Source organism: Neobacillus cucumis, from assembly GCF_023715505.1.
Genome location: NZ_JAMBOH010000019.1, coordinates 39,839 through 58,685 on the forward strand (window position 1 = coordinate 39,839; position 18,847 = coordinate 58,685).

Here is an 18,847-nt window from a genome sequence, read left to right on the forward strand (position 1 = left end):
CCACAACTGATAGTCGCGTTTAAAAGTGTTCCATACATTTGCCTTCTTTGTTGGTATAACACTATTGATACTGGATAAATTTTCGCTTATTTTTTTTGTTTCAGCATTTATAAAGGCCACAAACTATTCCCTCCTTTATTTAAGGAAGATGCTATACCACTTTCATGATATAGCATCTCTCTGACAATTATTTATTTCTGATTGTTCTTGTAATCATCATAATACTTTTGCATAATCTTAATATTTTCAGGCAAGCCTGTTTTCTCAACATTTTTCACGTAGGCATTCCAATCTTTATCAATGCCGCCTTTTGTGATCCACTGAGAATATTTCGGCATCACCAAATTCATAAGATTTGTATTGTTTAGAGCTAATTTTGAATTATCCTCTTTGCTGTACTTAATAAACATGCCAGGGAAAAGATCATTATCCTTATCAATAGCATCAATAGCACTCATCAGCGGTTCGGTTTGTTTACCAACTGATTGCATATCTGTTCCAAGCTCAAGCTTTAAATCATCCGCAATATACATTGGACCATTATCAGCCCATGTAGAAGTCCATTTCCATGTACCTGGGTCCATCTTCGAATCTGTTGGTGGTAATACTTTATAGCTACCGTCTCCATTATCGGCAATATTAGTGCCCATTGAACCAAACAGTACTTGCATACTTACTTTTGGATCATACAATTCATTGATAAATTTCATCGCAGCGTCTTTATTTTTACTCTGTGCTGACAATGTAATCATATTGGCACCATAGTTTAAGGAATTATAATCGTAGGTCCAGGATAATTTAGCAGTTGAATCAGCCATCTGCTTTAAAGGAGCCAACGTTGTATATTGTGGAGCCAATGTGTTTCCGAATCTGTCTGTTAATTCCCAGCCATACGTATAACCAACTTTAGCCACATCACCATTACCGCGGGCTACAGATTGGTATTTAGTATAATCCTGAGTAAATACTTCTTTGCTGATTAACCCAGCTTTATAACACTTATTTAAAAACTTAACAAAATCTTTATAACGTTCGTCTGTAAAGAAGTTTTTGACTTTACCATCTTCAACATAATAGCCTTGGCCGCTGCCTTCACCTAAAGTAATCCCGGTGCTGCCCAAAAGAACGGTCGGTTGGAAAAACCCGAATCCACCTGTTCCTGTCGGAGAGAAATCCATAGGAATTTCGTCGTTTGGATCGCCGTTGCCATTAGCATCCTTTTCCTTAAAGGCTACTAAAACATCGTATAATTCATCCCAATTGGTTGGCTGTTTTAAACCTAGATTGTCTAACCATTTTTGATTGATGAATTGTCTTGTCGCTGTTGCTGGCCAAAATCTTTGGTATTTAGGTAAGCCATAAATTTTTCCGTCAAGCTGGGTGGCAATCCCTTTTGTTTCTGGTTTAGCTTCAAACATCTTTTTAACGTTAGGTAAGCTCTTATCAAGATCATCAGAAAGATCTTCAAATAAGCCATTATATTGAACATAATCCGCGTCCGTAATGGCATTCGGTCCAATAATTAAGTCTGGAACATCACCGCTTGCAAGGAGTGCGCCCTTTTTCTGATCCCAGTCGGCCGTAACTTCTTGCCATTTAATGTCCACACCCGCACGATTCTCAACTTCTTCTAACCATTTCATTTTTTTAAGGTCTTGTGTTAAAGGATGTTTTGTTATAAGTGCGGTTAATTGCACTTTTCCATCTTTTGTTGTGCCGCTGCTTCCTTTTCCATCGCTAGATGCTTGGTCGTTTGAACAAGCAGCTAATACTGCAGCAGATAAAGATAGTGCTAGAAAACCTTTTACAAACTTTGTCTTTCTCATGTGATTTCTCCTTTTCTATGATTTATAGAAATAATCTTTATGTTTTCGCACAGAATTGCCTAACGATTACTACCTGTACAAAAAATCCCAGCAATTGATTTTTCTGTTATCCCTTCAAAAACATCGATACGGAGTAATGCTTTTAAAAAGGCAGAACAAAAGAAATGGACTTTCCTGACTAAATTCAATCAGTCAGAAATATCTATTAAATTATAAAATGGAACATAAAAGAATGAGGCTTTACTCCATTATGTATACCCCCCTATTATTTCTTCCGTTCTCCATCATGTTGTAAACACTTACATTTATTGATTTAAGAATAACATTGGGTCTATATACTGTCAGTAACCAACAAAGTATATTTAGTGGATAAAATTGACTATTTAAAAAATTATGATATTGTAATAAGTATAGGAAAAAATAGTGTAATGATATCTTTCAGGCATGAAGAGGCGATATTTATGACAGAATACCTGAAAATGAATGTTAGCTCCCCAATTGAATTTGTTCTTGGTGGTAAATTAATTTCCACTGAACCTTTTACTCATATGAAACGAACAATGCCACTTTGCGAAATTATTATTGGCATAAATGAAATACTATATATGGAGTGTAATGGTATAGATTATGAGGTTAAACCGGGTGATGTGTTATTTGTGCTGCCAAATCAGCTCCACCTAGGCTATAAGGAGTGCCAGGCAGGACTTTCCTTCTATTGGTTTCATGTCCTTTTGCCGGACGATATAACAATAATGGATGAGATGACTATGGGAAACCAAGCTAGAATTCTTCAATCTAATCCCTACCCCAAGGAATCAAATCATTCAATATTATTACCCATCTATTCAACCCCAAAGCGGATTGATAGAATCAATATATTATGTAATCAAATACTGGATGTAGCACATGCAAACTACTTTAATCGTTATGCAGCCAGTTATTTAACCACCTCTTTACTTATAGAATTATCTGAACAAACAATTACAAACTTTCAGGACCCTTTAAATAGCACGTATTCAGACAGCAAACTCGTAAAAATATTAGAATGGATTCGTGTAAATGCATTGGATAGTAATATTTCCACTAACTCTATTGCTAAAACCTTTAATTATAATAGGGATTATTTATCTCGTTTTTTTAAAACTAGTACTGGCATGAACGTACAAGAATATATCCATATTCTTAAACTATCAAAAGCTAAAGATTTACTTATTAGTACAAATATGAATATTGGAAAAATCGCCCACTTAATCGGAATTAATGACGAAAGATATTTTATGCGGCTCTTTAAAAAGTACGAAAAAGTTACTCCAACAGAATATCGCCAAGCCTATCATCGGATCCCCTTGAATAGGGAATAAAAGCCATTATTCCTAAATACATAAACTTTAAAAATGGTTGTGTTAAAGGTTATTGGTGATATTTGAGCATGTTGATTGTAGCGGAAATCAACATTCAAGATTAACACAGCCTTAAAAATAAAGACTGCCAGCAAACCTGTTAATTTTTGGATTTTCAGGCAGTTTAAAACTCACCAAAAGACAGTTTTGGTGAGTTTTTCTACTTTCATATTAGCCTAAATATTCGGCCATCCATCTTCACCCCAATATAATGGTCGAATTTGCAAGATCGGTTTTCCTTTTTTCAAGGCATCGTAGGCGTGATTCACAAGCAGGCTCGAGTTTCCAGAAAAGTAGACCGCACAATGCCCAGGACCAATCCAGCGCTCATCTCCTGCGTCAATCAACGTTCCTCCCCCTTCCATCATCCATATCCCGTCTTTATCAAAATATGGTCCGGTAATCTCCGTCGCCCTGCCGACAACAATTTTATAAGTACTTTCAATACCGCGGCAGCAAAAATCAAAGGATACAAACTGATAATAATATCCTTCCTTATATACAATAAACGGTGCTTCAATCGTATTAGGCTGTTCCATTCTACTTGAAATAGACAGTAATTCGGCATTTTCAGCTGGCTTCATTGTTTCAGGGTTTAATTTAATCAGTTTAATGCCAGACCAAAAGGAACCAAAATTTAACCATGGCTGACCATCTTCGTCAAAGATTAAATTCGCATCAATTGCATTAAAATCATCAGTTTCAGTCGAATGGATCACATGTCCTCTGTCTTGCCATTCATAATCAGGATTCTCGGGATTAAGCGTTGTATTCGTTACTAACCCGATTGCCGAAGTATTTTTTCCGAAAGTAGACACAGAGTAATAAATATAATAGACACCATTATGAAAATAAATATCTGGGGCCCAAATACTATCTTCGTCTTTTTCTGGTACATATTCTTTTGCCCACTCTGGCAAAGAAGTAAAAATAGTACCCAATTGTTTCCAGTTCACGCCATCTTCGGAGGATTTAATTTGAATGCCGCTTCCTGTATGGAATACATACCAACGGGAACCTTCCTTTGCAATTACCGGATCATGTGCCCATAAATCCCCGTTCAAATTCCAATCAATATCGTAAAAATTAACCCCGCCAAACTGTTCTGACTTAGCCATAAGTAGTTATTCCCCTTTCTGTTAAATAATTAATATAATTATTATATAATTAATAATCATATTAACAAATTAATTAAATAATAAGAAGAGGTTATGACTAATCTACTTAAAAATTTCAATATCTTGTAACTAAAATTCCCCTTCTTATACCAATTAGATTTTACTTTCTTTTTTTAAAAATAAGAAAAAAGACCCATGAGGAATTAATTATTTTATATTACTATTAATCCATTAATATTTGTATTAATATTAATGATATTTGTAAGCGGTTAAACAAGTTATCAATCTACTAAATGGTGGTGATTTCTAGACGCAGTTTGGGGACGATTTTCTTTTATCGTACATAAAGAAAGGAGAAATTTTAATGAATAGACGCATGTTTCAAAAATTTGCCTTTATGTTCTTAACACTTTTATTAATCATCCCAATTTCAGTATTTGGGAAAACTGCTGCGCAATCTACTGCCCAGCCGAGCGAAAACAGCAATAAACCAAACCTTGACTATCCAGGTGAGGATCCAAATTTTCAAAATGTATCCGTACATGACCCTTCCATTGTTAAAGATGGTGACACCTTTTATGTGTTCGGCTCCCACATTGAGGCTGCCAAATCAACCGATTTGATTCATTGGCAAACCTTTACGAATGGGTATACAACACCTAATAATCAGATATATGGTGATTTATCAAAGAATCTGGCTGGTTCTTTTAAATGGGCCGGTGAAAACGATTCTGACAGTAAAGGCGGCTTTGCGGTTTGGGCCCCGGATGTTTTCTACAACAAAGAATATGTAAATAAGGACGGTTCCAAGGGAGCCTATATGATTTATTATAGTGCTTCCTCTACGTATATCCGTTCTGCGATTGGTTTTGCCGTATCGCAAAATATTGAAGGGCCTTACAAGTACGTTGACACCATCATCTATTCTGGTTTTACAAAGAATGATGCGAAGGATGCCAACAGTAATGTGAATAAGAAGTGGACCAATACAAATATTAAGCCGCTTGTCGATAACGGTACAATAGAAGGTCCAAGCGATGATTGGTTTAATGCGAATGGATCTTTCAATAATTACAATTTCCCGAATGCCATTGACTCCACCGTGTTTTATGATAAGGATGGAAAACTATGGATGACTTATGGATCTTGGTCTGGCGGAATTTATGTCCTTCAGATAGATGAAAAAACAGGTAAGGCCATTTATCCTGGCAAGGATGGAAAAACTGCTGACGGCCGTCTAGTTGACCGTTATTTTGGCACAAAAATTTCTGACGGATATTATAAATCCGGGGAAGGCCCTTATGTTATTTATGATAAGAACACTGACTACTATTATTTATACGTAACATATGGCTGGTTAGGGGCTGATGGCGGCTATAACATGAGACAGTTCCGTTCTAAGAGCCCAGATGGCCCTTATGTAGATGCCTCCGGACAAAATGCAGTTTTACCAAGTGATGTCGCAAATACACCTTATGGAAATAAAATCATGGGGAATTTCTTATTTGAACGAAAAGTGGGTGATCCTGGCACAGGAATTGGTGTAGGATATCTTTCACCAGGACATAACTCTGTTTACTTAGATCCAAAAACGGGGCAGCAATTCTTGGTATTCCACAGCCGCTTCCCTGGGTCCGGTGAGTATCATGAAGTTCGTGTTCACCAGATGTTTATGAATAAAGACGGCTGGCCGGTGGTTGCACCGTACCGTTATACTGGTGAAACATTAGACAAGGTTAATAGACAAGACCTCATTGGTGATTATAAATTTATAAACCAAGGAAAAGAATATTCAGCAGCGATTAATAAATCTGTTTTCATCCGCTTAAATGAAGATGGAACCATTACTGGCGATGTAACTGGGACATGGAAGAAAACCAGTCATAACCTAGCAGAACTTACGATTGATGGACATACCTATAACGGAGTTTTTGTTCGAGAATATGATCCTGTTTCAAAAACCAAGGTAATGACCTTTTCAGCCCTATCAAACGGAGGAATATCCGTTTGGGGAAGTAAACTAGAAAATAAAACAGACCAAGAAGTCGTAACAGCCATTGTGAACGACTTAAATCTTGGTGACACTGGAAACGTTATTTCGAATTTGACACTGCCAACAGATGGTACGCAAAAAGCGACGATTACTTGGGAGACTTCAAATGCAAGTGTTGTGACGAATACAGGTGTAATTACGCGTCCAGAGGCAGGTTCTTCTCCTATAACAGCAACCCTGACAGCAACCATCACTAAAGGTGATGTAACTGCCACAAAAGTATTTAATATTAAGGTTATTCCATACGAACAAGCAAGTTTAGCGGCTCAATACTCGTTTGAAAATAATCTAAACGATACAACAGGCACTTTTGGTACTGGAAGTGTTACAGGTAATCGAATTGATAATACTGGCGGAGCTATTGCTTATGCTGACGGTAAAAGCGGCAAGGCTGCTGTCTTCAATGGTGCTTCAGGAGTTCGTTTACCAAATGGGTTGATTTCTAGCAACAAATATTCTGTTTCATTATGGGTAAAACCTGAACAATTAACCATGTATACCACCACCTTCTTTGGAGCAGCGAACCCTAATAGCTGGGTCAGCCTTGTTCCAAATGGTCCAGCCGGCGGGAACACGATGGTCTGGTCTGGCAGTGCCAAATGGTACGATGCTTCTTCAGGGTTAACGATTAAGACCGGTGAATGGACACATTTAGCATTTACCGTTGATAACGGAACGATTAAGGTGTACGTAAACGGTGTTGAAAAGTTTACAGGTACAAACTTCTCGAATATTTTCACGACAAACAACGCCAGCTTCAGCCTAGGAGTCAACTGGTGGGATACCCCATTCAAAGGCTTAATGGATGAATTGAAGGTTTATAATGGAGCCCTTACTCCTGCACAGGTGACAAAATTAGCTCAATAGTTTTTCAAAAAAAAAATCGTATGGATATCCAGTATCCATACGATTTTTTTATGAAAGTTTTTCTGTCTCTTCTTTGGTTAATTCACTATCATTGTAATAGAGGCGAAAACGAATATCTTGATTATAATTGCCAAAGCCTGTTCCAAATAGAGTAACCCCGCCGACATTTTGGCTCTCTTCAAGGACGGCAATCTGAAACGTCCATTGCTTCTCACGAATACTAACATCATCAAGACTAACATCTGATATCTTTAACCCATCCATATAGGTACCTTCTGATGTTATGCGGAGCCGTTTTAGCAATCCATATTGATTGACTTCACTCGGCCACCAGTCAGGTGTGAATTTCCCTCTGCTATCACCGAAATCTCCGGGACTAGTCCATTTCCCCAATACGACATTATTTAGGTAAAAATGGATATCGGACGGCCAATTACTGTTCGTAAATGGAGCCTCAGAGGATAGCTCTAATGATATCTCAAGTTCGCTTGGGTCTTGATTTCCCAGCAGGAAGTTTGGCAGTTTATATTCGACAAATCCTTTCCCAAACCACAAGATTTTGGCACTCATTCGGTCAGAATGAAGAAAATACCTTGGATCATCAAATTCTCCAATAATGGTTTCAGTGGTGGCGATTCCACAGGTTGGTTCGATGGAGAAATCAGTATAGTGACCAACTGACACTTCTGTTTCATGAAATTTCTTTAATTCACGTTCCTTTGAAGGAAATAATACTTCCATTTTTTCAGTCACAAGATAGCACTTTTTTTGTAATCCGCCTTTACCGGAGATTAATTCTGATTGGATGATTCCCGCTTTCTCTAATTTCTTTACATGCATCGTCATGATGGCACTGGTGAGTTCTAAGCTTTGCGCGAGTTCCTTTACATTTCGAGGCTGTTCCGCCAAAAGGTGAATAATTTTCATTCTTACCTTACTGGCAAGCGCTTCAAAAACAGGCAGTGATTGTTCGGATATATCTAAATTCATGTAGTAATTCCACCTTAATAATAATTAACATATTTATTAATCATTATTACAATACTACTTTTTTCCTATATTTTCAATATAGGACGGGAAATTTATTTAGTTAAACTAAATAGAACAAAAGCGCAAGCGCCTTGAACAGCCCCGACAAGCATAAGACGCTCAGGGAAAGAAGGCGTTCTTTGCCTTCATTCCCTGAGTGGCTGTAGACCATCGAGGGGCTAGGCGCTGGAGCTGGACGTCGATAGTCCGTTTTTTAATAGTTATCTACAAGCAAAAATTTTATAATTTCCTTAACGAACAAAAAGCATGCAGATATCTGCATGCCCTTTTATGAACATTATTTATGATAAATAAATCTTTCACCTGGAACCATCATGTGGAATTTTTGGTTAGGGTAGTGATGAAACAAGTAATCCACAAAATAAGCAGGATTCTCCCGATTATTCGGAAACATATCGTAATGAATCGGAACAATCAGGTCTACCCCAACAGCTGCCGAAAAGTCGGCTGCTTCTCTGAAACTCATGTTTCCAATAATTCCTCGGGAAGTGCGGAAATAGTCTCCTCCATTGATTGGCAAGAAAGCAACATGTGGTCTAAACCCTTTTACTTTTTCAATCAATTCAGGTGTAACGACTGTATCCCCGCTGTGAAATAGACGAATTCCACTCACCTCTATGAAATACCCTAAAAATGCATGATTTCCTAACGAATCCGTTTCATATTCCGTATGGGCCGCAGGGATAGGTGTAATTTTAAATCCTTTAATAGTAAAGGGCTCACCATCTTTAGCGGCATGTATATATTTGTTTTCCACATGTTCTTGAACTAACGAGATATGAGGTGCCGGGATGGCAAACACGGAGTCTGAAACTCTTGCAATCTCTTTAATGCTTGCTAGATCTAAATGATCATCGTGTCCATGTGTAACTAAAACACCGTCTAAGCCTCGAAGTATTCCCGGGGAAACAACCGGTGAAAAAGCTCTCTTAAATTCAGTCTTCGGGTCCCGTTCTTCAATACTTTTGCTTAAATAAGGATCGATACATAGGAGCCCGTCCTCTTCTGTTCCCTTTAGGAGGATACCGGCTTGACCTAAATTCCAAAAAGAAACAGATTCTCCGTAAATTTTTGTCTTCCAAACCTCATTCATCAATTCTTCTCCACTTTTATAAATAGCTGCCATAGATTCCACCTTTTTTCTATTAAAATAGTTTAATACAATATCATCTACCTTAACGGAGCAAAATCTTTTACTCCTTTGAGTATGTTTTCGATTGCTTCCAATACATCCTGAGTTAATTTTAGACCAACTGCCTTTACATTTTCCTCCACTTGCTGTGGACGACTGGCCCCAATAATAGCCGAACTAATACCAGGATGACGAAGGATCCAGGCCAGTGCAAGCTGGCTCAATGTAACGCCTAACTCTTCAGCCACACTATTTAATGCTTGAACACATTCCAGAACATCATTTCTAAAATAGCTGTTAATCACCCCGTTTGTTGAATCATTAGCTGCCCGGCTGTCTCTTGGTTTCTCTGTATTTGGTTTATATTTTCCAGTAAGAACCCCTTGAGCCAATGGCGAAAAAACAATTTGCCCAATTCCTTTTTCCGTACAAACCGGCAGAACTTCTTTTTCTATATATCTCTCAAACATGTTATAGATTGGCTGGTTAGAAATGATTGGTCTTAAACGATTGGTTTTACCGATTCCAACCGCGTTTTCAATTTGTGCAGCACTCCATTCACTGACGCCTGCATATAATATTTTTCCTTGTCTGATTAAATCATCTAAGGCATATAGTGTCTCCTCTACCGGTACCTCTGGATCAAAACGATGACATTGATACAAATCGATGTAATCCAAACCAAGCCGTTTCAGACTAGCATCACATTGTTCGACAATATGCTTTCTAGATAGGCCACGCTGATTGGGCTTATCCCCCATCGGGAAAAACAGTTTTGTCGCGACCACATAACTGCTCCTAGGATAAACTTTTAGTGCTTCTCCAAGGACCTCTTCTGCCTTTCCGCCTTCATAAGCATTAGCTGTATCAAAAAAATTAATTCCTAATTCATATGCTTTATGAATACAGTCATGTGCTGTATTATCTGCTACTGCCTTTCCATAAGTTAACCAACTGCCTAAACCAATTTCACTAATCTTTAATCCACTATTTCCGAGTCTCCGGTATTTCATTTGAGTTTCCTCCATTTTAAGTTGTTTTCCTAGATTAAGAACTTACAGCTTTAGCTTTTTGTTTGACCACTAATACCTTCTTTTCCCATACCCTGCTTTTCCATCTAAAAAACATAACAATGCCTCTAAACCATTCATCTACGATAAAGGCAGTCCAAACTCCAGCTAAACCCAGCCCAAAATGGATTCCTAGGATATAGGAGATTGGAACAGCAAGCCCCCACATGGAGAGAACGCCCATTTTAACAGTAAAGGCAGCATCCCCAGTAGCCCTTAGGGAATTCACCCCAATTAAATTCAGAGTTCTTCCTGGTTCAAGAATTAAACATAATAATAATAATGTACTGCCTGTTTCAATAATTTCTTTATTATGCGTAAACAGACTTATTAAATCCTTTCTAAATAAAGCAATTAATATCGAAATAAAAATAGAGATCACAAAGCTAGGTTTAAGACTTTTATATAATTGACGATAGGCATCCTCATAGTTGCCTGCCCCAACACGGTATCCTATTAAGATTTGAGTGCCCTGCCCCAACGCTAATCCAAACAACATAATGAAGGACATAATATTCCAAGTATAAACACGTGTTGAAAGGGCAGCTGCTCCGAGCATAGCGGTAATAGCTGTCATTGCCATTTGGCTGGTATTATAACTAATTTGTTCCCCTGCGGCAGGTATTCCAACCTTTAGGATTTTTTTAATAATCGTCCAATCGAAATTAAGATAATCTTGCCGTTTAATGGTTACTGGCAGCCGCTTGTACATAAGAATGAATCCGATGGCAAGCGCAGAAGCCCTGCTAAAAGCAGTTGAGAAGGCTACCCCTTTCACTCCCATTTCAGGGAATCCAAATAAGCCGTAAATAACGATACTGTTGCTCATTACATGGATCACATTCATGCTAATCGATACAAACATCACCTCTCTTGTAAATCCATTAGCCCTAAGAATAGAAGAAACAGTAACTAAAATAGCCTGTAAAAACAAAGTTCCGCCCACAACGGAAAGATACTCATATCCGATTGAGGCAAGATGATCTTTAAGATGGAATAAATCTAATAAGGGCCCTTTAAAGATAATCATTAAACAGCTTACTATTAAGCCTATAAATAAATTGATTGATAAAGAGATGGCAGCTGCTTTTTTTACATCTACCCTTAATCCTGCTCCTAGATATTGTGAAATAAGGACAGCTGTCCCAGTGGCAGTAAAGCTAAATATCAAAATGCAAAAAAAGACAAGCTGATTGGCGACTCCTACTGCTGCGACAATATCATCGGAAATATGAGACAGCATAATGGTATCTGTACTTCCCATGATCATTTGCAGCAGCAACTCAACAAAAATCGGCCAGGTAATGGCGAGTAAAGTTATATTTCTATGATTTTGATCGATTGAATTTCCCATTGTTTTCTTCACTTTCTACATAAGAAAAGCGCAAGCGCCTTGGTCAGCCCCGACAAGTATAAGACAAGCCGGCCGAAAGGTTGCTTTTTAACCTTTTGGACGGATTTGCTTATAACCTCGAGGGGCTAGGCCTGGAGCTAGACAATTCTCAAATTGAAAATCTTTTATACTTCCTTATCCTAAAAAAGATTCATATCAGAGAAAAGATATGAACCTTTATAACTGTAATATTTAATCTGTGCACGATTCCTGAGCTTAACTAGGATAACCAAAGTTTGGAGTACCATCGGAGTTCCATGTAAACTCTTTCGCACAAGTATGGCGGTTTGGATCATACAGTGGATCACCAACAATTTCTGTGTAATTTCTTACATGATAAACCAGAATATCCTTGCTGCCATCTTCAGAGACCGTGAAGCTGTTGTGTCCTGGACCGTATTGGCCTGCTTCATAATTTGTTTTAAATACCGGTGCTTCTGATTTTCTCCATGAATTTGGTTCCATCACATCGCTGGATTCATCCGCAGTCAAAAGACCCATGCAATAATTTTCATCGGTTGCACTACCGGAGTAGGAAATAAAGATTTTCCCGTTTCTCTTTAATACAGCCGGCCCTTCATTGACCCAAAAACCAATGGTTTCCCAATCATACTCCGGTTTAGCAATCATTACTTGCGGCCCTTTGATGGTCCATGGATTTTCTAATGGAGCAATATAAAGATTGGAATTGCCGCGGATGTCAGGATCCTTTTGAGCCCAGACAAGATATTGCTGGCCATTATGTGCAAAAGAAGTGGCATCTAGTGCGAATGATTCCCAATCGGTTTTAATTTGTCCCTTTTCTTCCCATACACCATCTAAAGGATTAGCAGATTTATTTTCGATCACAAACATACGATGTTGAAAAAGTCCATCAATAATTTCCTCTGATGGGGCAGCAGCGTAATAGATATACCAGTTTCCATTGATGTAGTGAATCTCTGGAGCCCAAATCAGTGCACTCATTGGTCCTGTCTCATGTTTTCTCCAAGCGACAACAGGCTCCGCCTCAGCTATACCTTGAATGGTTTTTGACCGTCTGACATCGATACGGTCGTATTCAGGTACTGAGGCGGTAAAGTAATAATAGCCGTCGGTGTGTTTATAGACCCATGGATCGGCTCTCTGCTCGATGATTAGATCTTGTGCTGTTTTTGCCTCTTCAATTGTTACCTTTACCATCCTAATCTTCCTTCCAAACTAGATGTAGATTATTTTGCATCTGCTACTGGAACACCAAAGTTTGGAGTTCCATCTTCATTCCAGGTGAACCCTTGTGCACGAGTATGGCGGTTCGGATCCCATAATGGATCACCCTCAATATCCCGATAGTTACGAGCATGATAGATTAGAATATCTTGAATTCCGTCTTCTGAAACGGTGAAACCGTTGTGTCCCGGTCCGTATTGACTGTTCTCTACACTTGTTTGAAATACAGGTGTTTCTGATTTTCTCCATGATGCTGGGTCTAATAAATCGCTATTTTCATCTGCTGAAAGGAGACCCATGCAATAATTGTAATCTGTCGCACTTGCAGAGTAGGAAATAAAGATCTTGCCATTTCTCTTTAAGACTGCCGCACCTTCGTTCACTAAAAAGCCTATGGTCTCCCAATCATACTCAGGCTTTGTGATCATGACTTGTGGTCCTTCAATCGTCCATGGGTTGACCATGTTAGCAATATAAAGATTAGAGTTTCCAACAATTTCAGGGTCTCTTTGGGCCCACACATAATATCTTTGTCCCTTATGCTCAAAGGTAGTGGCGTCAAGTGAGAAGGACTCCCAATCTGTTTTCACTTGTCCCTTTTCTATCCATGTTCCTTCAAGAGGGTTCTCGGAATCAGTTTCGATCACATACATCCGATGGTCAAAAATCTCATCTACCCTTGCAGCAGCATAGTAGATATACCATTTTCCATCAATATAATGAATTTCAGGTGCCCAAATATTCGCACTCATAGGGCCTTCTTCATGTTTCCTCCAGGCAACGACTGGTTCTGCTTCACCTAACCCCTGAATCGTAGCCGATCTTCTAACCTCAATCCGATCGTATTCCGGAACAGAGGCAGTGAAATAATAGTAACCGTCTGTATGTTTATAGACCCATGGATCGGCACGCTGCTCGACAATGGGATTATTTAGTGCTTCAACCTTAGACATAGTTAATCACCTTTCTCTTGATTTATTTTACTTTAACCAATTTATTTAGCTGCAACTCCGAATTTATACTTTGTTATAGTTGTGTACTCTTGGTCTTTTTCTAAAACCCAAGAAGGAAAGTTTGGATGGTGAATGGCATCAGGAAGTCCTTGTGTTTCTAAGCAAATACCAAGGTATTGACGAGATGGGACACCGTAAATCTCGCCACTTGCTTTCATTTGGTTTCCAGAGTAAACCACTACTCCGGGTTCATCGGTTTCAATGGTTAATGTACGGCCGCTCTCCGAATCTTTAAGGATAATCTCTTGGTCATGATTTGATGATAGTAAAAATGGATGATCATACCCATGTCCAGCTAAAAGGTTTTGTGGATGACCAGATTCTACACCTGTTTGAATCAAGCGTTCACTGGTAAAATCAAATGGTGTTCCGTTAACGTCTAGCAATTCTCCAGTTGGAAGTAACTCATCATTTAATTCTAGGAATTTCTCACTCTTAATTGTTAGAGAATGTTTCAGCACATCGCTTTTCATATCTCCGCTTAAGTTAAAATAAGAATGATTGGTCATATTTAATAATGTTTTCTCATCTGAGATACCAGAATAATGGATGGTTAGTTCATTATCATTATTGAGTGTATAGGTCACCTTGACATTCACATTTCCTGGGTATCCCTCTTCACCATCAGGGCTCAGGTATGCAAATTGAACACTTACTTCTTCGTCATTCTCTTTTATAGAAGCATTCCAAATCACTTTATCGAACCCTTTATTCCCCCCATGGAGATGGTTGTTGTTTTCATTTTTTGCGAGGGTATAGGTTTTTCCGTCAAGTTCAAATGATCCGCCCTTTATGCGGCCGGCTACACGTCCGACAACTGTACCGAAGAAATAATTTCCCTTCACATATTCTTCTAAACTCTCATATCCCAAGACAATATTTTCATAGTTTCCGTCTTTGTCAGGCGTGATCATTTTCGTAATTATACAACCATAATTAATACAAGTAAGCTCCATACCATGGTCGTTAACGAGTGTATAAGATTTAACCGTTTGATTATTTAATTCACCAAACTTTTCTTGAATAACCTTCATATTAATCCTGCCTTTCTCTCCTGTGTTATCGCTTACGCCTGCCATTCAAATAAAAAATAGTCCATATCCTCTTAGTCTAGTTGACTAAAAGGATATGGAATATAAAGAATTACTTACGTTTCGCTAAACGAATTACATTCCAAGATAGCTTCGGAAGTATAGCAGTTACCCCGCCATTGTTGGTCTTAGCATTTCCATTTGAATGAGGAGCTACAGGTGCTCCCTTAGCTGAATTTGTTTGCTTAATATCATCATTTTCTAGGACAATATGCTCGACTACTTCGTAGCCTTCAAAATTACGGATATCTACTTCTAGGTCTAAGCCTTCTTGAAGGTGACGGTTTACTGCAAAGATGGTTAATGTCTCTTCCTCTTCATTGTAAACAGCCGTTGACTCTAAATATGGAACATCTGTGAAATCCTTGCTGTCATATTTAGGACTTGAAATGATAGGATTTAGCGAAACTCCACGGCCAAATACAGATGTATGCATGTATGGATAGAAAATCGTTTGCTTCCAAGCAGGTCCGTTATCTTCTGTCATAATTGGTGCAATAACGTTCACCAATTGTGCAAGGCAGGCAATTTTCACGCGGTCCGCATGCTTTAGCAATGTAATCAGCATACAGCCTACTAATAAAGCATCTTCAAAGTTATAAATATCTTCTAATTGTGGTGGTGCAATGCTCCATGGTTCGATTCTTTTATCCTGCTCATTGCTGTGATACCAAACGTTCCACTCGTCAAAAGATAGATTAATATTCTTTTTGCCGCGTTTTTTCGCTTTAATATAGTCAGCAATAGAAATGACAGATTTAATAAAATCATCCATCTCTAAGGAAAGGGCTAAATAGTTTGAAATTTCATTGTCACGGTTACCATAATATTGGTGCAGCGAAATAAACTCAACATGATCATAGGTATGATCAAGAACAGTTGCTTCCCAATCTGCAAATGTAGGCATATTTCTATTTGAGCTTCCGCAGGCAACAAGCTCAATTGAAGGGTCCACCCACTTCATTACTTTTGCCGCTTCTTGGGCAAGACGTCCATATTCAGCAGCAGTCTTGTGACCAATCTGCCAAGGACCATCCATTTCGTTCCCTAAACACCAGGTCTTAATGTTATAAGGATCTTTAACTCCATGAGAAATCCGTAAATCACTATAATAAGAACCGCCAGGATGGTTACAATACTCGACTAAATTACGAGCAGCATCAATACCGCGTGTTCCAAGGTTAACGGCCATGTTTACATCCGCGTTTACAAGCTGGGCCCATTTCATGAACTCATTCGTACCCATTTCGTTTGTTTCCGTTGTACGCCATGCTAATTCTAACCGACGCGGGCGGCTTTCAACAGGGCCGACGCCATCTTCCCAATTGTATCCGGATACAAAGTTTCCGCCTGGATAACGTACAAGCGGTACTTGCAGTTCTTTTACCATTTCAATCACATCTTGACGGAAGCCGTTTTCATCTGCTTGAGGATGACCTGGTTCATAAATACCGCCGTAAACGGCACGTCCTAAATGTTCAATAAAAGAACCATAAATACGATTATCAATCTCAGATACTTTAAAATCCTTTTCTAAAATCATTTTTGCCTTTTGATTGGACATGTTCATTCTTCCTCCCCTGTCATCTTAATAGTTTTATAAACGAGAAAACTCTATAAATACTAGTTAACTGACTTTATCCCATTTTGGTTTTCCTGCAAATGGACAGCTCTTGTCTTTAAACTTGGCTCGATAGCGGACAATACATCCGCTATGTGCACAAGTGGTACCATATTGCAGGGAAGGACAGCTTTCACAAGTCTTTAATCTTGCTAGATAGACCTCGTCAGAAACGATAACAGTCGGATTCTCTTCAGCTTCTTTTATTAATTCTTGAATGATCTCTTCCGTTACGATTACACTCTCCACGCAGCCCTTGCACAGACCTTTTTGATTCACTGTCATTCCCCGCCTTTTTCTTTATTCAATATCTTTGTTAGAATTGTCTTTTGATTTCCGCTCCAGGCGCGAGCGGTTCGCGGGCGGTTGGGGGAGCCTCCTCGGCGCGTTTCGCGCCTGCGGGGTCTCCCCTGTCCCGTAATCCCGCAGGAGTCTCGCGCCTTCCGCTCCAATCAATAGCCTATTCAATTACTAATGTCACAACAGACATTGCTGGAAGCTTGATAGCCAATTTATTATTTTCAAGAGTTACACCAGTGAATTCAACTGGTTTAACTACATCCGGCTGTTCAAATGTGTTATGAGCATTCATCGTGTCCGCAGTGATAATGGTGCCTGACACCTTTGTATTTGCTGCATTAATTCCGCGTAGGTCTAAATCTAATTCAACCCCGTTTTGGTGATCGATATTACATAAGCTTACATGGATTTTGCCTTCTGCATTTTTCGATGCAGATACTGTTACCTGCGGCAAGGTTTCGCCATTATACTCATAAGTTCCAAATGAAGAATCAACAGCTAAAACTTCTGCATCCTGGTGAACCTTGTACATATCAAATACATGATACGTTGGTGTAAGAATCATCTTCTCGCCTTCAGTCAAAATCATAGCTTGCAGTACGTTAACCGTTTGTGCAATGTTTGTCATTTGAACACGATCTGCGTGGTTGTGGAAGATGTTAAAGTGTAAGCCAGCCACTAATGCATCACGAATCGTATTTTGCTGGTATAAGAATCCAGGGTTTGTACCTGGCTCAACGTCAAACCAAGTACCCCACTCATCAATGATCATGCCAATGCGCTTTTGTGGATCATACTTATCCATAATCGTGCTGTGTTTAGTAATTAACTCATCCATATGAAGAGCTTTTTTCATGGTAATAAACCATTCGTCTTCTGGGAAATCAATGGCAGAACCTTTCCCTAACCAGAAGTCTCCTGGAATGGTGTAATAGTGAAGGCTTAGGCCATCCATTAACCAGTGGGCATTTTTCATTAACACTTCTGTCCAGTTATAATCATCGACATTCGCGCCGCCGGCAATTTTATAAACTTTGTTATTTCCATAGTTTCTTACATAGGTTTGGTATCTGCGATATAGATCAGCATAATATTCAGGGCGCATGTTTCCGCCGCAGCCCCAGTTCTCGTTACCAACACCAAAATACTTTAATTTCCATGGCTCTTCACGGCCATTTTCACGGCGCCAGTTGGCCATTGGTGATTCGCCTTCAAAGGTCATGTATTCAACCCACTCTGACATTTCTTGAACCGTTCCGCTGCCAACGTTTCCGCAAATATATGGCTCACACTCTAGTAATTCACATAGAAGCATAAATTCGTGTGTACCAAAATGGTTGTTTTCTACAACACCGCCCCAATGGGTATTAACCATGCGTTTGCGGTTTTCCTTAGGACCAATGCCATCTTTCCAGTGATATTCATCGGCAAAACAGCCGCCCGGCCAGCGAAGGACTGGTACTTTGATGTTTTTTAATGCTACTAAAACGTCATTCCGAATTCCTTTTGTATTTGGAATTGAAGAATCCTCACCAACCCAAATTCCTTCATATATGCATCTTCCAAGGTGCTCTGCAAAATGACCATAGATATTTTTATTGATTTTTCCTTTTTGGATATCTGCATTGATAATTACATTATTAGCCACCAAAAAACGCCTCCATTTTTGAGTTATTAGTATTAAAAGCAACCATGTTAACTACT

The 18,847-nt window shown here is 38.9% G+C and carries 14 protein-coding genes; 2 read left to right on the top strand and 12 right to left on the bottom strand.

Annotation, left to right across the window (positions count from 1 at the left end; genetic code table 11):
* Positions 1 to 191: 191 nt before the first annotated feature.
* On the bottom strand, positions 192 to 1,826 hold the full coding sequence (locus tag M3226_RS22000) for an extracellular solute-binding protein (protein ID WP_251570669.1): 1,635 nt from the start codon (positions 1,824 to 1,826) through the stop codon (positions 192 to 194).
* Positions 1,827 to 2,191: 365 nt separating this feature from the next.
* On the opposite strand from M3226_RS22000, the gene M3226_RS22005 reads away from it, so the two are divergent.
* Positions 2,192 to 3,187 (top strand): helix-turn-helix domain-containing protein, encoded by a 996-nt coding sequence (locus M3226_RS22005; RefSeq protein WP_251570671.1) that lies wholly within the window; start codon positions 2,192 to 2,194, stop codon positions 3,185 to 3,187.
* A 215-nt stretch (positions 3,188 to 3,402) separates the two neighbouring features.
* On the opposite strand, the gene M3226_RS22010 is transcribed toward M3226_RS22005, so the two are convergent.
* Positions 3,403 to 4,344, bottom strand: a complete 942-nt coding sequence (locus M3226_RS22010) for a family 43 glycosylhydrolase (RefSeq protein WP_251570673.1) — start codon at positions 4,342 to 4,344, stop codon at positions 3,403 to 3,405.
* A 364-nt stretch (positions 4,345 to 4,708) separates the two neighbouring features.
* Between M3226_RS22010 and M3226_RS22015 the strand changes: the two genes are divergently transcribed.
* Positions 4,709 to 7,264, top strand: coding sequence for a LamG-like jellyroll fold domain-containing protein (locus M3226_RS22015; protein ID WP_251570675.1), 2,556 nt, complete (start codon positions 4,709 to 4,711; stop codon positions 7,262 to 7,264).
* 48 nt (positions 7,265 to 7,312) lie between these two features.
* Here M3226_RS22015 and M3226_RS22020 read toward each other — a convergent pair whose 3' ends face one another.
* From M3226_RS22020 to M3226_RS22065, 10 genes are all read right to left on the bottom strand, one after another.
* Positions 7,313 to 8,254: an ArsR/SmtB family transcription factor gene (locus tag M3226_RS22020; RefSeq protein ID WP_251570677.1), complete on the bottom strand. Its 942-nt coding sequence runs from the start codon at positions 8,252 to 8,254 to the stop codon at positions 7,313 to 7,315.
* A 337-nt stretch (positions 8,255 to 8,591) separates the two neighbouring features.
* On the bottom strand, positions 8,592 to 9,440 hold the full coding sequence (locus tag M3226_RS22025; protein WP_251570678.1) for an MBL fold metallo-hydrolase: 849 nt from the start codon (positions 9,438 to 9,440) through the stop codon (positions 8,592 to 8,594).
* Between the two features lie 44 nt (positions 9,441 to 9,484).
* The gene (locus tag M3226_RS22030) at positions 9,485 to 10,459 is read right to left on the bottom strand and encodes an aldo/keto reductase family protein (protein ID WP_251570680.1); all 975 of its coding nucleotides are present in this window, start codon (positions 10,457 to 10,459) and stop codon (positions 9,485 to 9,487) included.
* A 34-nt stretch (positions 10,460 to 10,493) separates the two neighbouring features.
* Positions 10,494 to 11,870 carry an MATE family efflux transporter gene (locus tag M3226_RS22035; protein WP_251570682.1) on the bottom strand — a complete coding sequence of 459 codons (1,377 nt, stop codon included), beginning with the start codon at positions 11,868 to 11,870 and terminating at the stop codon, positions 10,494 to 10,496.
* 255 nt (positions 11,871 to 12,125) lie between these two features.
* Positions 12,126 to 13,091: a glycoside hydrolase family 43 protein gene (locus M3226_RS22040; protein WP_251570684.1), complete on the bottom strand. Its 966-nt coding sequence runs from the start codon at positions 13,089 to 13,091 to the stop codon at positions 12,126 to 12,128.
* 29 nt (positions 13,092 to 13,120) lie between these two features.
* The gene (locus M3226_RS22045) at positions 13,121 to 14,071 is read right to left on the bottom strand and encodes a glycoside hydrolase family 43 protein (protein ID WP_251570686.1); all 951 of its coding nucleotides are present in this window, start codon (positions 14,069 to 14,071) and stop codon (positions 13,121 to 13,123) included.
* A 41-nt stretch (positions 14,072 to 14,112) separates the two neighbouring features.
* Positions 14,113 to 15,165: an aldose epimerase family protein gene (locus tag M3226_RS22050; RefSeq protein ID WP_251570688.1), complete on the bottom strand. Its 1,053-nt coding sequence runs from the start codon at positions 15,163 to 15,165 to the stop codon at positions 14,113 to 14,115.
* 109 nt (positions 15,166 to 15,274) lie between these two features.
* On the bottom strand, positions 15,275 to 16,786 hold the full coding sequence (gene arfA / locus M3226_RS22055) for an arabinosylfuranosidase ArfA (protein WP_251570690.1): 1,512 nt from the start codon (positions 16,784 to 16,786) through the stop codon (positions 15,275 to 15,277).
* Between the two features lie 63 nt (positions 16,787 to 16,849).
* Positions 16,850 to 17,128 (bottom strand): DUF6171 family protein, encoded by a 279-nt coding sequence (locus M3226_RS22060; RefSeq protein WP_251570692.1) that lies wholly within the window; start codon positions 17,126 to 17,128, stop codon positions 16,850 to 16,852.
* A gap of 175 nt (positions 17,129 to 17,303) precedes the next feature.
* On the bottom strand, positions 17,304 to 18,791 hold the full coding sequence (locus M3226_RS22065; protein WP_251570694.1) for an alpha-N-arabinofuranosidase: 1,488 nt from the start codon (positions 18,789 to 18,791) through the stop codon (positions 17,304 to 17,306).
* Between the last annotated feature and the right edge of the window lie 56 nt (positions 18,792 to 18,847).

Excerpts from the sequence above, each read along its gene's own strand:
- M3226_RS22020 (WP_251570677.1), bottom strand. The coding sequence starts at position 8,254 with ATGAATTTAGATATATCCGAACAATCACTGCCTGTTTTTGAAGCGCTT.
- M3226_RS22050 (WP_251570688.1), bottom strand. The coding sequence starts at position 15,165 with ATGAAGGTTATTCAAGAAAAGTTTGGTGAATTAAATAATCAAACGGTT.
- M3226_RS22040 (WP_251570684.1), bottom strand. The coding sequence starts at position 13,091 with ATGGTAAAGGTAACAATTGAAGAGGCAAAAACAGCACAAGATCTAATC.
- M3226_RS22025 (WP_251570678.1), bottom strand. The coding sequence starts at position 9,440 with ATGGCAGCTATTTATAAAAGTGGAGAAGAATTGATGAATGAGGTTTGG.
- M3226_RS22015 (WP_251570675.1), top strand. The coding sequence starts at position 4,709 with ATGAATAGACGCATGTTTCAAAAATTTGCCTTTATGTTCTTAACACTT.
- M3226_RS22010 (WP_251570673.1), bottom strand. The coding sequence starts at position 4,344 with ATGGCTAAGTCAGAACAGTTTGGCGGGGTTAATTTTTACGATATTGAT.
- arfA (WP_251570690.1), bottom strand. The coding sequence starts at position 16,786 with ATGTCCAATCAAAAGGCAAAAATGATTTTAGAAAAGGATTTTAAAGTA.
- M3226_RS22030 (WP_251570680.1), bottom strand. The coding sequence starts at position 10,459 with ATGAAATACCGGAGACTCGGAAATAGTGGATTAAAGATTAGTGAAATT.
- M3226_RS22000 (WP_251570669.1), bottom strand. The coding sequence starts at position 1,826 with ATGAGAAAGACAAAGTTTGTAAAAGGTTTTCTAGCACTATCTTTATCT.
- M3226_RS22035 (WP_251570682.1), bottom strand. The coding sequence starts at position 11,870 with ATGGGAAATTCAATCGATCAAAATCATAGAAATATAACTTTACTCGCC.
- M3226_RS22060 (WP_251570692.1), bottom strand. The coding sequence starts at position 17,128 with ATGACAGTGAATCAAAAAGGTCTGTGCAAGGGCTGCGTGGAGAGTGTA.
- M3226_RS22045 (WP_251570686.1), bottom strand. The coding sequence starts at position 14,071 with ATGTCTAAGGTTGAAGCACTAAATAATCCCATTGTCGAGCAGCGTGCC.